Genomic DNA, 14,118 nt, shown 5'->3' on the forward strand with positions numbered 1-14,118 from the left:
ACTTGGGGTCTTGAGCAGGCGATCAACTTTGAAATCGCCCTGGGTTGGTGGAAGGAGTATGGCGACGCCCTCCACAAGTGGTTCACCCGCTATGTGGGCTTCGAGGAGGCGGCCGACCACATCCGTATCTATGAGTCCCAGTTCGTTCCAGGGCTGCTGCAGACCGAGGAGTACGCCCGCGAGATCATCTCGGGTGGGGTCGCCACCGACGATATCTCCGAGCAGCGGATTCAGGCCAGACTCAAGAGACAGGAACACTTGCGCGGTGGCAAGAGGATGTGGATCATCCTCGACGAGGCCGCGGTGCGCAGGCCCATCGGAGGCAAGGAACGCGGTAAGGAGATCATGCGTGGCCAACTCAGGCACCTGATCGACATCTGCGAGAATCGCAACAACATCACCCTGCAGATCATCCCGTTCGAGGTGGGTGCGCACGCCGCGGAGGCCGGATCCTTCACCCTGCTGCGCTTCTCCGACTTCGAACTCTCCGACGTGCTGTACCTGGAGCACCTCACCGATGGCAGCATCGTGGACAAGCCGGCCACGGTGGAGGCCTACACCAAGGCGATGACCAAGCTCAGCGTCTCGGCCGCGACCCCTGATGAGACGGTCTCGATGCTCAAGGGCATGATCGAGGACTTGGACGAGGATTGAGCGCACCCGAGCCGGTCGGTCGACCACCTCGAATCCGACGCTTTTCCCCGGAACCGTTCCTCTGCGGGAACACGGTGTCCCCGCCGACAGGACGCCCCCGGCAAGCCGGCCGGAGGGGCAGGGCAGGAACCTGAAGGTGCCAGAAGGCTCCGCACGAGACGGAGCCCTCTGCCATTGGTCGGCGATCGACGCACGGCTGACCCGGGAGAGGGCAGGAAAGGCCTACCGGGACACCGGGCGCACCTCCCCAAGGTGGGCCCCACCGCCGCATCACGCAGGTGAAGACGTTCAGCTGAGCAGATTGTCGAAGTCGCCATCCTTCGCGCCCATGATGAGGCAGTCGATCTCCTCCTGGGTGTAGACCAGGGCCGGGCCTGAGGGGAAACGCGAGTTACGAACGGCGATCGAGCCGTCGTTGAGGCGGGCCATCTCGACGCAGGCGCCTTGTGAGTTGCTGCGCTTGGCCTTCTGCCAAGAGGCTTCGGTCAGCTCGGTGGCGCGGATGCCGTTGTGTGCGGTCATGGTCGCTGTCGCTCCTTGATTTCGTCACTGAGGGGAATGTGCGTGCTAATGCACTCACGAATGCACGTGCATTCGCATCAGCACTCTCATGAGCATAGCGTGAGCTCCGCCACTTGTCCGGAGGTTTGGCGGGATGTGAGCGCCATGTGATCGGGATGTGTTCTTGGAGACGGCTGATTCTCGTATCATCCCTGGTCAAAGCGGTAGGTCGCCCTCGATGAGAGCGACCTTCGGTGTTTTGGGGACTTTGGTCTGAAACGGACTCCGTCCCTTGCGTTGAACCCGGCGGCTCCCGTCGGCGGAGGTGTCGACGAGGTCCGCCGGATTCGGGTTCGGGCTCGGTTCTTCGTGGTGGGAGGGCGCGCGGCCTACTCGCAAACGAGGGCGGTCCTGAGGGTCTCCAGGTTGCCACGCATGATGGACGGGTAGTCGTCACCGGGGGAGTCGTCGGTCACGCCTTCCAGCGGGTCGAGCACCTCCACCCGCGCTCCGGTTTCGGCCGCGATGGTTTCCGCGGTGGCCGTGGGCATCAGGGGTTCGGTGAAGATCGTCGTGATGTCGTGCTCGTTGACGACGTCGGCGATGGCGGCGATCTGCGCGGGGGAGGGTTCGGTCTCCGGGTCGACCCCGCTGAGGCCGATCTGCTCCAGGTCGTAACGGTCGGTCAGGTACGTGAAGGCGGTGTGGCCCACGACCACCTCGCGCTGCTCGCAGGAGGCCAGGCCCTGCTCGTACTCCTGGCTGAGGGCGTCCAGTTCGCCGACGACCCGCTCGGCCTCCTCCCGGTAGTGTTCGGCGCCCTGCGGGTCGATCTCACCCATCCGTTCGGCGAGGGCCTCGGCGGTCTGACCCATCAGGTCCAGGTCCAGCCAGAAGTGGGGGTCGTGGTCACCGTGGTCGTGGCCGTGTCCGTCCGCGTCACCGTGCTCGTCCTCGTGGTCGTGGTCGTGGTCGTGCTCCTCCCCACCGTCGTCGACGGGGCGCAGGGAGATGACGTCGGCGACGTTCAGTGAGGCGTCCGCCGCCTCCTGTGCGGCGGCCTCGTCCACGGCGGGTTGCAGACCTTCCACGTAGAACACCAGGTCGGCTTCACTGACCTGGGCGATCTGGCGCCCGGTGAGCTCCAGGTCGTGCGGCTCGGCGCCGGGTTCGGTCAGCTGGATGACCTCGGTGCTCTGGCCGCCGATCTGGGTGGCCAGCCATTCCAGGGGGTAGATCCCGGTGGCGATGGTGAGGGCGGTGGCGGAGCTATCGCCGTTGTCGGCGGATCCTTCGTCGTTTCCGCACGCTGTGGCGAGCATGAGCGTGACGGCACCGAGTGCGGCGGTTCCTGCGGTGATCCTGGTTCGCATGGACAACATCATCATGAAAATGAAAACGATTGTCAATTTGCCCGCTTTGCCACCTCTTGGTCATGCTCCCGGTCGCCCTGGAGGACTCAGGGGCGTTGACTTTCGGCGAACCGTTCCACGTCGTCGGTCCGACCGACCACCACGATCAGGTCCCCCTTGTGCAGCACGGTGTCCTGAGTGGCGTAGGTGAAGGAGGCTCCCACCTGCTTCACCGAAACCACGGTGATGCCGAACCGCTGGCGAATACGGGTCTCTCGCAGGCTCTTGCCGATCATTTCCTGGGGTGCCTTGGTCTTGCCCAAAGCGAACCCCTCCTCCAACTCGACGTAGTCCAGCATCCGCCCCGAGACCAGGTGCGCCACCCGTTCACCCATGTCGTGTTCGGGGAGGACCACGTGGTGCGCGCCGACCTGCTCCAGGATCCGGCCGTGTCTGCGGCTGGTCGCCTTGGCCCAGATGCTTCTCACCCCCATGTCCACTAGGAGCGAGGTGGTCAGGATGCTCTCCTCCAGGTGGGAGCCGATGGCCACCACGGCCAGGCTGAACTGATGGGCCCCGATCTGTTGCAGGGCGTCCTCGTCGGTGGAGTCCGCGATGACGGTGTGGGTGAGGGCTTCGGCGTAGCTCTGCACCAGACGCGGACTGGAGTCCATGCCCAGGACCTCCCAGCCGCGCCGGACCAGTTCCAGGGCCAGGGAACCACCGAAGCGGCCCAGGCCGATGATGAGGATGCGTTTGTCATCGTTGCGTCGGTCGATCTGGGGCAAGGCCCCTCCTTACGTGGGTGAACGATGCGGCGGGTGGGTCTCAGCCGATGATGGGGCGAGCCTCGGCGAAGGTGTAGTGCCGGTGCCGGCTACGAAACGCCAAGGCCGCCACGAACGTGATGGGTCCGATACGGCCCGCGACCATGAGCACGGCCAACAACACCTGGATCCAGTCCGGAAGGTGCGGGGTGATACCGGTGGACAGGCCGACCACACCGACCGCGGAGACCACCTCGAACAGCACGTGGATGAACTCGAACGTGGTGGTGCGCAGTACGAGCAGGGTGCTGAAGGCCACGACCGTGGCCGAGAGGAAGACCAGGCTCAGGGCCTGGCGGATCACCTCGGGGGGCAGGGTGCGGTCGAAGGTGTGCACCCGAGTGTGCCCGCGGACCTCGGACAGCACGACCAGGAAGAGCACCGCCAACGTCGCGACCTTGATGCCTCCGGCGGTTCCGGCGCTGCCGCCGCCCACGAACATCAGCATGATGGTGAACAGCAGGGTGGAGTCCATCATCTCGCCCGTGGGGACGACGTTGAGGCCTCCGCTGCGCGGCATCACGCCGTGGAACACACCGTCGGTGAGCTTGGCCGACCAGTGCAAGCCGCCCAGTGTGGCCGGGTTGTTCCACTCCATGAGCGTGATGAGAAAGGTGCCGAACAGCAAAAGCATGATGCTCGTGGTGATGGTGAGGCGAGTGTGCAGGGACCAACGATCGCCCTCGCGTAGCCCGCGCCACACCTCGATGAGTACCGGAAAACCGATGCCCCCCAAGATGACGGCCACGCTGATGGGCAAGAGGATCATGGTGTCCCCGGAGAACCCGGCCATGCTGTCGTCGTACAGCGAGAGCCCGGCGTTGTTGAAGGAGGAGACCGCGTGGAAGAGTCCGGAGTAGGCGGCTTCCCCCAACGTCATGTCGTAGTGGAGCCATAGACGAGGCGTGATGATCGCGAAGACCGCGCCTTGCACCACCGCGAAGATGATGGTGACCCGGCCCACCACCCCGGAGACGTCACCGATGTCCAGGGTTCGGGTCTCCGCCTGCACGCTCAGGCGCATACGTAGACCGAAGCGGTGGACCAGGGCACTCCCGAGCAGCGCCGTCAGGGTCATGATGCCCATACCACCGACCTGCATCAGTGTCAGGACGACCACCTGACCGTACGTGCTCAGGTCCTGGCCGATGGAGATCACGCTCAGCCCGCACACGGCCAGGGCGGTGGTGGAGGTGAACAGGGCCGGGACCGGATCCAGACCCTGGCCGTCGGTGGTGGCGAAGGGGAGCATGAGAAGCAAGGTGCCCACCAGGTCCACCGTCAAGAAGACGGTGAGGAAGACCCTGGCGGGCCTGCGCCACGCCTTGGGTTCCCGATGGGTGAGATCGGGGGCCTGGGCGGCGAAACCCCCGCTGTGTCTGCGTATCGCCCAGGGGAGACGTCTCCACCATCGGCGTACGGGGCCCGGGCTCTTCCTGCTCACGGACAGACCCTACTCCTAACCCACCTTCCTGGGAGGAGCCGTGTCGTGGGGCCGTAACGGGCGAACACCGGCCAACACTCCCTAGGGGTGTCGTGCCCCCTCGTGGTCGGCGTGGCCCGGAGGTTCCAGTTGCAGCGTCGAATGGTCCACGTCGAAGTGGCCGGCCATGCAGGCGTGCAGTTCGTCGAGCATCCTGCCGGTGTCGCGCAGGTCTTCCTCGGCCACCACCACGTGCGCGGACATCACCGGCACCCCGGAGGTGATGGTCCACACGTGCAGGTCGTGCACGTCGAGCACGGCGGGGTGGTCCATCAGGTGGGCGCGTAGTTCGTTCAGGTCCATGCCCTTGGGGGTGGCCTCCAACAGGATGTGCACGGCTTCCCTCAACAGGGACCAGGCACGAGGCACGATGATCGCGGCGATACCCAGGGAGACCAGGGTGTCGGCCTGTCGCCATCCGAGGAACAGCACGAGCAAGCCGCCGATGATCACACCGACCGAGGCCAGCGCGTCGCTCAACACCTCCAGGTAGGCGCCCTTGACGTTGAGGCTCTCCTCGGCGCCGGACTTGAGGACGAACAGGGCGACCACGTTCATCACCAGGCCGAATCCGGCGACCATGACCATGCCCACGCCGGAGACCTCGGCGGGTTCGCGGAACCGATCGACGGCCTCCATCACGATGAAGGCGCACAGGACGAACAGGACGATCGCGTTGACGGCGGCGGCGAGGATTTCGGCGCGCTGGAGACCGAAGGTGCGTTCGCTGGTGGCGGGGCGCGCGGCGATCCACACGGCGACCAGGGCGAGGGCGACCCCGAGGGAGTCGGTGACGGTGTGCCCGGCATCGGCGAGCAGGGCGATGCTGCCGCTGAGTTTGGCTCCGATGACCTGGACGAGCGCGACGGTGAGCATCATGCCCAGGACCACGGTGAGTCTGCGCCTGTTGGCGGCCCCGGCCGTGATCGGTCCGTGGTCGTGTCCGACGCCCATTGCCCCCCTGTCCTCGGGTTTGCACACCGAATAGTTCAGTCACCACTGTGTATACAGCCTACACTGTCGATACAGCAAACGGTGTACAATGGTTTTCATGTTGACCTCCGAGCAGCGCCTCTCCGCCATCCAGCGTTTGGGGCGCGCCCTGTCCGACCCCACCCGGTGTCGCCTGTTACTGGCCCTCTTGGAGGGGCCCGACTACCCCGCGGGGTTGGCCGACAGGCTCGGACTCACGAGGCAGAACGTCTCCAACCACCTCGCCTGTTTGCGCGACTGTGGCCTGGTGAGCACACACGCCCGAGGGCGCCAGGTCAGTTACGAACTCGTCGACGCCTCCCTCGCCCACGCCTTGGAGGATCTGCTCGGCGTCGTCTGGGGCACCACCCAGCCGCACGAGGCGCTCTCTCCCACGGAGGAGCGGGCCGAGGCCGTCTGAGTCACCGTGGCGCGCTGAGTGTTCGACCCTCCCGTCTTGGGTGGTGCGCCTGCTTCCGTCTCGCTCGATTCCGCGTCCCCCTTTGGCTGAAGGGCGGGTCGAAGGCTACGCCTCGTCGGTGTCGGGGTGGACGGGGAGCGCGCGCCAGGGGGAGGCCCATGCGCTCACTCCAGGCACCCCTGCGAACGCATGGAGTGCCTACGGTGCGTGTCCGTTTTTGGAAGGCCGGAATCGGCCACTGTGATGTCCGCTACATGGGCGAGTCGCTCTGCTCAGGTGTGAAACCCCACTCCGAGTGGGGGAATCTTGGTCCTGCGGAATGTGTCCCTAACTTTCGTCGGGGTGGTCCCTGACCGAAGGCTTATATCTCCCTGAGAGTTCCCTGAAGTTACCGAGACCCGCCAGACTTCCGATATAACGCGACGTATGGTGAGTCATGCACCCGGCGGATGCGGGGCTCACCGATGGGGCGCATGAACGGGCCGATCGCTGGGCCCGCCCCGGACGAACGCACGTTCGTCCGTGATGGTCACGTGCGCCCGTTCACGAACACATGTCCACCCGGACGAAAATTCGGATCCCGCCCAGACACTCGCGGATCGGCCCGCGGCCACGGAGCACGCGCTCGAGGACGAACGCGTCCCTTCCGTCAGGTCGGCCCACGACCGGCAGAGCTAGGAGCGAGCACTTCTCATGTCCAGACCGGCCTTTACGGCACTCGGCGCACGACCCTCGCCCGGGTCCATCGCCCCCCACGCGGAAGGGATGAACGCGTGAACCGCCTTTCGGTCATGTCGCTCGGAAACCGAGCGCTGGTCCTCCTCATCACCCTGGCCGTGCTGCTCTTCGGTGTCATCTCCGCGCTCTCGGCCAAGCGCGAACTCTTCCCCGAGATGTCCCTGCCGATGGTGATGGTCTCCGCCCAGTACCAGGGCGCGACCCCTCAGGTCGTCGAAGGGCAGGTCACCGAACCCCTGGAGCAGGCCCTTCAAGGCGTGGAGGGCGTCGACACGATCACCTCCACCTCCAGCACCGGCTCGGCGCAGATCATGGCCGAGTTCGACTACGGCCGCGACCAGGACGCCCTCGTTCGTGAGACCCAGGTCGCCGTCGACCAGATCGCCGGAATGCTGCCCGAGGACGCCGACACCTCGGTCATGGCCATGAGCATGGACATGATGCCGGTGATGCTGCTGGCCGCCAGCTCCGAGAACGACGACGAGCAGGCGATGGCCTCCACCATCGAGAACGTGCTCATCCCCGAACTCGAATCGGTGGCCGGCGTACGTTCGGCCAACCTGACCGGTCTGCCCTCCGAACGGGTCGAGGTCACCCCCGACGAGGACGAACTCGCCGACGCGGGCGTGAGCATCCAGGACCTGTCCGAGGCCCTGGAGTCCAGCGGCCTGCTCATGGCCGGTGGAACCATCGACGAGGACGGGCGCAGCCTCAGCGTCACCACCGGCGATCAGCACACCAGCCTCGAAGAGATCGAGGACCTGTGGGTACGGCCATCGGCCGGTGCCGACCCCTCGGCCGCCATGCCCGGCGCCCCGCCGGCCCCCGCGCCCTCCCCGGTGCGGATCGCCGAGGTCGCCGAGGTCGACCTGGTGACCGAGGACGCCACCTCCATCGCCCGCCTGGACGGCAACCCCAGCATCGCCCTGATGATCATGGCCACCCCCGATGGCAACACCGTCGAGATCTCCGAAGGTGTCCAGAACGTCATCGACGAGCAGTCCGAACTGCTCGGTGACGACGTCGAGCTCGCCGTCGTCTTCGACCAGGCACCCTTCATCAACGACTCGATCACCGACATGTTCGAGGCCGGCGGCTACGGTCTGGCCGCCGCGGTCATCGTGATCCTGGTCTTCATGCTCTCCATCCGTTCCACCCTGGTGGTGTCGGTGTCCATTCCGGTGTCGGTCCTGGTGGCCTTCATCGGCATGCAGGCCTTCGGTTTCACCCTGAACATGCTCACCCTGGCCGCGATCACCATCGCGATCGGCCGGGTGGTGGACGACTCCATCGTCGTCCTGGAGAACATCCGTAGGCACATGGACTACGGCAAGGAGCGGATGACGGCCGTCAAGGACGGTGTCCGCGAGGTCGCCACGGCCGTGGCCTCCTCGTCCTTGGCCACCATCGCCGTGTTCCTGCCCTTGGCGTTCGTCGGCGGAGTGGTCGGCGAGATCTTCATGCCCTTCGCGGTGACCAGCAGCCTGGCCCTGGGTGGTTCGCTGTTCGTGGCACTGACCATCACCCCGGTCCTGTGCTACTGGTTCCTGCGCCCCGCCGAGGTCGGGGACACCCCGCGTGAGGAGCTCGAGCGCAGGGCGCACGAGCGCGAGAAGCGCACCCCGTTGCAGCGCGCCTACCTTCCGATCATTCGCTGGGTCACCACCAAGCGCAAGACCGCCACAGTGGTCACCTTGGCCGCGTCCCTGTTGATCTTCGTCGGCACCATGGCCATGGCCGCCGTCTCCGAGACCGACTGGCTCGGTGAGTCCGAAGAGAACACCTACGTCGCCGTCCAGGAACTCGACCCGGGTACCTCCTTGGAAGCCGCCGACGCCGAGGCCGCCAAGGTCGAGGAGGCGCTCGCCGGGATGGCCTGGATCGACACCTACCAGGTCAACATCGGTGGTAATCCGATGATGGGTGGTGGCGGCGACCAGATCGACTACACGATCACCGCCGATCCCGAGACCGACCAGTTGCGCAACCGTGACGTACTGCGCGAGACCTTCGCCGAGATCGACACCGAGTACGAGCCGCGTTTGGACGCCATGGGCGGCATGGGCGGATCGGGCATCGAGGTCCGGGTGACCGCCGAGGACCAGGCCACCCTGGCCGAGGCCGCAGGGATGGTCGAGGAGGAGTTGCGCGCCATCGATGGCGCCGACGACGTCACCAGTGACATCACCGAATCGCAGCCCTCGCTCGAAGTGCGCGTGGACGCAGAGGAGGCCGTCGAGCACGGGTTGAGCGAGGCCACGGTCGGTCAGACCGTCGCCGCAGCCTTCAACGGCCGCAACGTCGGCAAGGCCACCATCGACGACATCCGTCGGGACGTGGTCGTCCTGGTCCAGGACGCGCCACAGACCGTGGCCGAACTGGAGGAGTTGCCGATCGCCACCCCCACCGGGCAGGAGATCGAACTTTCCGAGGTCGCCGAGGTCACCGAGGTTCAGCAGCCGCCGGAGCTGACCCGTATCGACGGGGTCACCAGCACCGTGGTGTCGGCCAGCCCGAGCGCCTCCGACCTGGGCGCGGTCAGCGTTGAGATCACCGAGGCCTTGGACCGCCTCGACCTGCCCTCGGGAGCCGCCGCCGGCCTGGGGGGTGTCAGCCAGGAGCAGAGCGAGGGCTTCGCCCAACTGGGCCTGGCCCTGCTCGCCGCCATCGTCATCTGCTATCTGATCATGGTCGCGACGTTCAAGAGCCTGATGCAGCCGCTCATGCTGCTCATCTCGGTTCCGTTCGCCGCCACGGGTTCGCTTGGTCTGCTGATGCTGACCGGTACCCCGGTCGGTGCCGCCGCTTTGATCGGCATGCTGATGCTCATCGGCATCGTCATCACCAACGCCATCGTCCTGATGGACCTGATCAACCAGAATCGCGCCAAGGGCATGGAGCTGGGAGAGGCCATCGTGGAGGGTTCCCGGCACCGCCTGCGGCCCATCCTGATGACCGCGGTCGGCACCATCGCCGCACTCGTCCCGATGGCCACGGGCCTGGCCGGTGGCGGTGCGTTCGTGTCGGCTCCGGTCGCCCTGGTGGTGATCGGTGGTCTGATCACCTCCACGCTGTTGACCCTGATCCTGATTCCGGTCCTCTACCAGCTGGTGGAGGTGCGCCGGATGAAGCGCGAGGCCAAGGCACGGGTTCGTTACGAGCGACGCCGCGCCAAGCGCCGGGAGAAGGCCGGGCCGAGGGTCGCGGACGAGGCGAGCACCGCCGAGGGCGACTCGGGCCCTGGGAACAAGTCCGAGGGCGAACGTTCCGAGGACGGGTCCGCCCAAGGCCCCGAACTCGGTGCGGACGCAGAGGAGCACGCCGGACGAGACCGGCGCTGACGCCCCGGCCCTGAGCCCCAAGGGCGCCTCGCACACGATGTGCGTGGCGCCCTTGGGGTTTTTCGTATGGGTCTCCTCATCCAAGAAACCCTTGATCTTCCCTGGGTCAGGCGGCCCCTGTCCTTGCTTGGACTCCTTCGACCACCTTCGCCCTGCTCGGTTCTGCCAGGGGCCCTCGCACCGGAGGTCTTCGAGGGGCGGAAGACGGAAGGGCCGGTGAGGTGGTGGAGCCGGCGCCACCGGAAGTGTCATGACATTCCCGGGCCCAGGGTGGGAGATTCGCCGGGAAGCACTGCGAAATAGGGGATCGCGGACGCTCCCTCTCCGTCACCGGGATGTCGATTTGTGCTATCCGTGCACTCCAGGCAGGCTTCCACCATGGACGACGCGAAGAAGAACCTCGAAAACCTGATGCGCGAGGAGCTCGGTGACGAGCCCTCCCAGGAGGCCAAGGACTACGCTCGCCGGTTGTACGAGCGCTTCCGGCTCCCCGCCACCGACCCCGCCGCGAACGGCGTCGCCCCCGCGGCCTCGTCGGCCTCCACTCCCGAACCCGCCGGTGCTCAGGCCGATTCCACCGCCTCCGAGCCCGAGGAGTCCAGCACCACCCCGTAGTGGGTTCGCGGAACGGCGATGGCCGGGGTGGGAAGTGCGGGGATCACTCCGCCCTCAGGAAGGGTCCTGTTCCTCGTCCCACTCCAGCTCGAACCACACCTGTCGGCCCCGGCCGTCACGTCGTGGTTCGGTTCCCCACTTGCTGGCGAGCGCCTCGACCAGATCCAGGCCCCGGCCGTTCTCGGCCGTGTCGTAGGGGTCTCGCTGCTGGGGCTGTGGCGCTTCCGTCGTGCTTCCCAGGTCGCGGACCTCCACGCGGGCCCACCCGCGCTTGTGTTCCACGCACACCTCGAATTTGCCGCTCTCGCAGCCCGAAGCGCTGTGTCTGATCGCGTTGGTGGCGAGCTCGCTGGTCAGCAGGGTCGCCGTGATCACTTCCGGGGAAGCGGCCAGTTGGCGTTCCACGAATCTGCGCGCGTAGGAGATTTGACTGGGCAGACCGGGGAAGCGGCGGCGCGTCGGCCTGTGATCGGCAGCGCCTCGGTCGTCGTTTCGGTCGTCGGTGACGCGGCGGTCATTGCTGGACTCTGCCATGGGATCCGCAAGGCATTGGGGACGATGGAAGTGGGGCGAGGTCGTCTGGTGCGGGTTCACGAAGGGCGCGGAGCGAGGGGTGGCGGTCTCACACATGTGGGTTCACTCCCCGGGGACGTGTGTGCGCGGGCAGGGCTGATCGCAAGCCTGGCCCTCTGAGCGTCCATGCCCGAGGTGGGTCACGGCGCGTGGTGGACACATGGGGCGGAGCCCCCTGGGGCAGAGAGGGGAGTCGCCCTGTGACGCCTGGAGCGTGATGAGAGGGCGGCGACATGTGGTGTGGGTGAAGCCGCGAGGCTTCACGTTGGACGGTGGTGAGGCCTGGGAACAGGCCGTAGAGCATGGTCATATTCGGTGTGACGTGCGCCCTACGCCATTGAAGGGCCTGTTCGCGCTCAGCATACGCTCCGTGCCTTTCTGGAAACCCGACCGGCCTGCTCCGCACAGGGTAACCCTGCCTGAACTGGATAAAGAGGTGGTGAAGTGGGTCGAGGCCTTCGGTAGCGGCCGGATCACGGCGAAGTTTCGTGCCTCAGGGGATCCTAGGGTCTTGATAACGATTTGATTAAGATGGCGTGAATTTTGCCTGTTCGTTCACTCTTGCGCGTGGTCCCCATCACAGGACAAGGTATGGGTCATGGCTTCGCCAACCCCCGATCAGCTGCCCCTAGGCCTCGGTGTCGAGATCGACCGTGCCGTCCGACTGGCCGATGAGGGACACGTCCTCGTCGGCGGATCAGCGCCCCTACGTGCCCTACGGCTGATTCCCGAGGACGTCAGTTCGGTGATCCGCCGGCTCAGCGGTGCCCGACCGGACCACCACCGTGAACGTGTGTTGGCTCGAGTCCTGGTGGATGCCGGTCTGGCACATCCTCGCCCCGAACCCACGGTGCCGGGCGCCGACGTGCAGATCGTCCTGGTCGGCACCGACGGAGGGATCGACGAGGACCAGGTCACCCTGACGTTGAGGCGGATCCACCAGGAGTGCCCCCAGGTGCGCTCGGTCGTGGTCGGCGCCACCGGGTCGGCCGCCCGTGCGGCTCGCGACCTGGGTGCCCGCTTGGTGAACGGTCCCACCAAGGGCGCCAAGGCCCGGACTCTGGGGCTGCGGGCCTGTGACGCCGAGTTCGTCGTCTTCTTGGACGTCGGTTCCGAGCCCGAGCCCGGCTGGCTGGACATCGCCCTGGGCCACTTCGCCGATCCCGACGTCGCCGCCGTGATCCCTCGCACCCTGGCCGCGCGGCGACATCGGGGGCACTGGGGCATGGTGATCGCCGCCTTGCACGCCCTACGCACCGATCGGGGCACCGACCCCGTCCCGGTCCTGCCCTGGGGCCACCGGAGCCATGATTCGGGACGGCTCTCCCCGGCCGGTGAGCTCCCGGTCGATCCCCTGGAACCGCCGCGCGCCTTGGTGGTGCGTCGAGGATCCGCCCGGTTGGACGCCTCCCTGGGGTCGGCCGCCGAGCTGGACCTGGTGTGGTCCCTGGTGGAGACGGGGCGGTCGGTGCGCTACGAACCACGCTCCCGGGTGCGGGTGCCCATGGACGGACGGTTGGGCGCCTACCTCGGTGGGCGTTTCATGACTGGTGCGAGCGCCGCACCGTTGGCCCGGCGACACGGCCGAGGCGCGGCCGGTCCGCAGGTGGGGTTCTCCTCCTTGGCGGCCGTGGCGTTGGTGGTCTCGGGGCGCCCATGGTCGGGCCTGGCGGCGGGCGCGGCCGAGGTCGCGGTTCGGGCCCGCAGACTCCACGAGGGGGCCGGGGTCCCGCCGGTGGGCGCGGTGCGGCCCGCGCTCGGGGAGCTGGCGCACACGGTGCGTTTGACCCTGCGGACCGGGCGAACGACCTGGTGGCCGGTGCTGGCGAGTGTGGCCCTGGGTGGGGCCTTGGCGTGGGCACGAGACGGAAGCGGGGGCGCTGTCCCAAAGCGCTCCACCTCCAAGGGTTCGTTCTCCAGGCCTTTGACCTCGAGGGGACGGGCTCCTCGGGAGGCCGCGTCGAAGGATGCTTCGGACGGCCCCGGTTCGTCTGGGCGTTCCTGGGGGCGTGCCGCTCTGGTGGCCGGTGCCGCTCTAACGGTTCCGCATCTGGCCTCCTGGCGTCGCCGACATGGCACGGCCTTGGTGGGTCCCCTGGCCTGGACGGCGTTGTCGGTGACCTCAGACGCGGCGAGGGCCCTCGGCACCTGGTGGGGCGTGGTCCGAACCGGCTCCGTGGCTCCTCTGGTGCCCGCCATCCAACCTTCGGCCTCGGCCATGTCATCGGTATCGGTGCGGGCGGGGGTGGGTTCTGAGGTTCCTTCAGGCAAGTCGGGGTCAACGGTGGTCGTTAGCCAGGGTTGACTTCGTGTGCTCGGTGGGGAGCGAAGCCGGTGATCGGCCTGGGGCGCCCAAGACACGTTCAACGCGCCCTTTCGTGACGCTGTGTATTTGCCCGTAAGGAATTCCGGAAGTACTCGAGCGGTGGAGGGGGCTGTTTTCCGTGCGCCGACCGGGTTCTGGGGGCGGTTCGTGTTTCAGACCGAAGGGGGTCGTGGTGTAAACGGCGTTTACAAATGCGGGCCCGTGTTTTCCGTGTTCAGCCAGCTCAGCGGGTGTATATACACTAAAAGTAATCAAACGTGTGCGATGTGCGCAAGGATTGGCAATCGAATAGAAATTTGCCACATAATTAGCACC

Annotated in this window: 11 protein-coding genes; 5 read left to right on the forward strand and 6 right to left on the reverse strand. The window is 66.6% G+C overall.

What is annotated here, in order from left to right; all coding sequences use genetic code 11:
* The coding region (locus D472_RS0123000) for a DUF5753 domain-containing protein (RefSeq protein WP_017606793.1) at positions 1-654 on the forward strand (654 nt) is incomplete at its 5' end.
* A gap of 288 nt (positions 655-942) precedes the next feature.
* Here D472_RS0123000 and D472_RS0123005 read toward each other — a convergent pair.
* From D472_RS0123005 to D472_RS0123025, 5 genes are all read right to left on the reverse strand, one after another.
* Positions 943-1,176 (reverse strand): DUF397 domain-containing protein, encoded by a 234-nt coding sequence (locus tag D472_RS0123005; protein ID WP_017606794.1) that lies wholly within the window; start codon positions 1,174-1,176, stop codon positions 943-945.
* Between the two features lie 368 nt (positions 1,177-1,544).
* Entirely contained in the window at positions 1,545-2,528 is a 984-nt protein-coding gene (locus D472_RS0123010) for a metal ABC transporter substrate-binding protein (protein WP_026117991.1), read from the reverse strand.
* An 86-nt stretch (positions 2,529-2,614) separates the two neighbouring features.
* The gene (locus D472_RS0123015; protein ID WP_017606796.1) at positions 2,615-3,295 is read right to left on the reverse strand and encodes a potassium channel family protein; all 681 of its coding nucleotides are present in this window, start codon (positions 3,293-3,295) and stop codon (positions 2,615-2,617) included.
* A 40-nt stretch (positions 3,296-3,335) separates the two neighbouring features.
* The gene (locus tag D472_RS0123020; RefSeq protein WP_017606797.1) at positions 3,336-4,778 is read right to left on the reverse strand and encodes a TrkH family potassium uptake protein; all 1,443 of its coding nucleotides are present in this window, start codon (positions 4,776-4,778) and stop codon (positions 3,336-3,338) included.
* 81 nt (positions 4,779-4,859) lie between these two features.
* Complete coding sequence (locus D472_RS0123025; protein ID WP_017606798.1) at positions 4,860-5,771, reverse strand: cation diffusion facilitator family transporter; 912 nt, start codon at positions 5,769-5,771, stop codon at positions 4,860-4,862.
* 97 nt (positions 5,772-5,868) lie between these two features.
* On the opposite strand from D472_RS0123025, the gene cmtR reads away from it, so the two are divergent.
* The 3 genes from cmtR to D472_RS0123040 all read left to right on the forward strand — a co-directional run bounded on the left by cmtR (position 5,869) and on the right by D472_RS0123040 (position 10,904).
* Positions 5,869-6,210, forward strand: a complete 342-nt coding sequence (gene cmtR / locus D472_RS0123030) for a Cd(II)/Pb(II)-sensing metalloregulatory transcriptional regulator CmtR (protein ID WP_026117992.1) — start codon at positions 5,869-5,871, stop codon at positions 6,208-6,210.
* 791 nt (positions 6,211-7,001) lie between these two features.
* Complete coding sequence (locus tag D472_RS0123035) at positions 7,002-10,289, forward strand: efflux RND transporter permease subunit (protein WP_083903560.1); 3,288 nt, start codon at positions 7,002-7,004, stop codon at positions 10,287-10,289.
* A gap of 378 nt (positions 10,290-10,667) precedes the next feature.
* Positions 10,668-10,904 carry a hypothetical protein gene (locus D472_RS0123040; protein WP_026117993.1) on the forward strand — a complete coding sequence of 79 codons (237 nt, stop codon included), beginning with the start codon at positions 10,668-10,670 and terminating at the stop codon, positions 10,902-10,904.
* A gap of 54 nt (positions 10,905-10,958) precedes the next feature.
* Here D472_RS0123040 and D472_RS0123045 read toward each other — a convergent pair whose 3' ends face one another.
* Complete coding sequence (locus D472_RS0123045) at positions 10,959-11,438, reverse strand: ATP-binding protein (protein WP_239643031.1); 480 nt, start codon at positions 11,436-11,438, stop codon at positions 10,959-10,961.
* 637 nt (positions 11,439-12,075) lie between these two features.
* Between D472_RS0123045 and D472_RS0123050 the strand changes: the two genes are divergently transcribed.
* Complete coding sequence (locus D472_RS0123050; RefSeq protein WP_017606803.1) at positions 12,076-13,782, forward strand: glycosyltransferase; 1,707 nt, start codon at positions 12,076-12,078, stop codon at positions 13,780-13,782.
* Positions 13,783-14,118 lie beyond the last annotated feature (336 nt).

It is taken from the genome of Nocardiopsis alkaliphila YIM 80379, from assembly GCF_000341005.1.
Taxonomy (GTDB): domain Bacteria; phylum Actinomycetota; class Actinomycetes; order Streptosporangiales; family Streptosporangiaceae; genus Nocardiopsis; species Nocardiopsis alkaliphila.

Excerpts from the sequence above, each read along its gene's own strand:
- D472_RS0123005 (WP_017606794.1), bottom strand. The coding sequence starts at position 1,176 with ATGACCGCACACAACGGCATCCGCGCCACCGAGCTGACCGAAGCCTCT.
- D472_RS0123010 (WP_026117991.1), bottom strand. The coding sequence starts at position 2,528 with ATGCGAACCAGGATCACCGCAGGAACCGCCGCACTCGGTGCCGTCACG.
- D472_RS0123025 (WP_017606798.1), bottom strand. The coding sequence starts at position 5,771 with ATGGGCGTCGGACACGACCACGGACCGATCACGGCCGGGGCCGCCAAC.
- cmtR (WP_026117992.1), top strand. The coding sequence starts at position 5,869 with ATGTTGACCTCCGAGCAGCGCCTCTCCGCCATCCAGCGTTTGGGGCGC.
- D472_RS0123035 (WP_083903560.1), top strand. The coding sequence starts at position 7,002 with ATGTCGCTCGGAAACCGAGCGCTGGTCCTCCTCATCACCCTGGCCGTG.
- D472_RS0123040 (WP_026117993.1), top strand. The coding sequence starts at position 10,668 with ATGGACGACGCGAAGAAGAACCTCGAAAACCTGATGCGCGAGGAGCTC.
- D472_RS0123045 (WP_239643031.1), bottom strand. The coding sequence starts at position 11,438 with ATGGCAGAGTCCAGCAATGACCGCCGCGTCACCGACGACCGAAACGAC.
- D472_RS0123050 (WP_017606803.1), top strand. The coding sequence starts at position 12,076 with ATGGCTTCGCCAACCCCCGATCAGCTGCCCCTAGGCCTCGGTGTCGAG.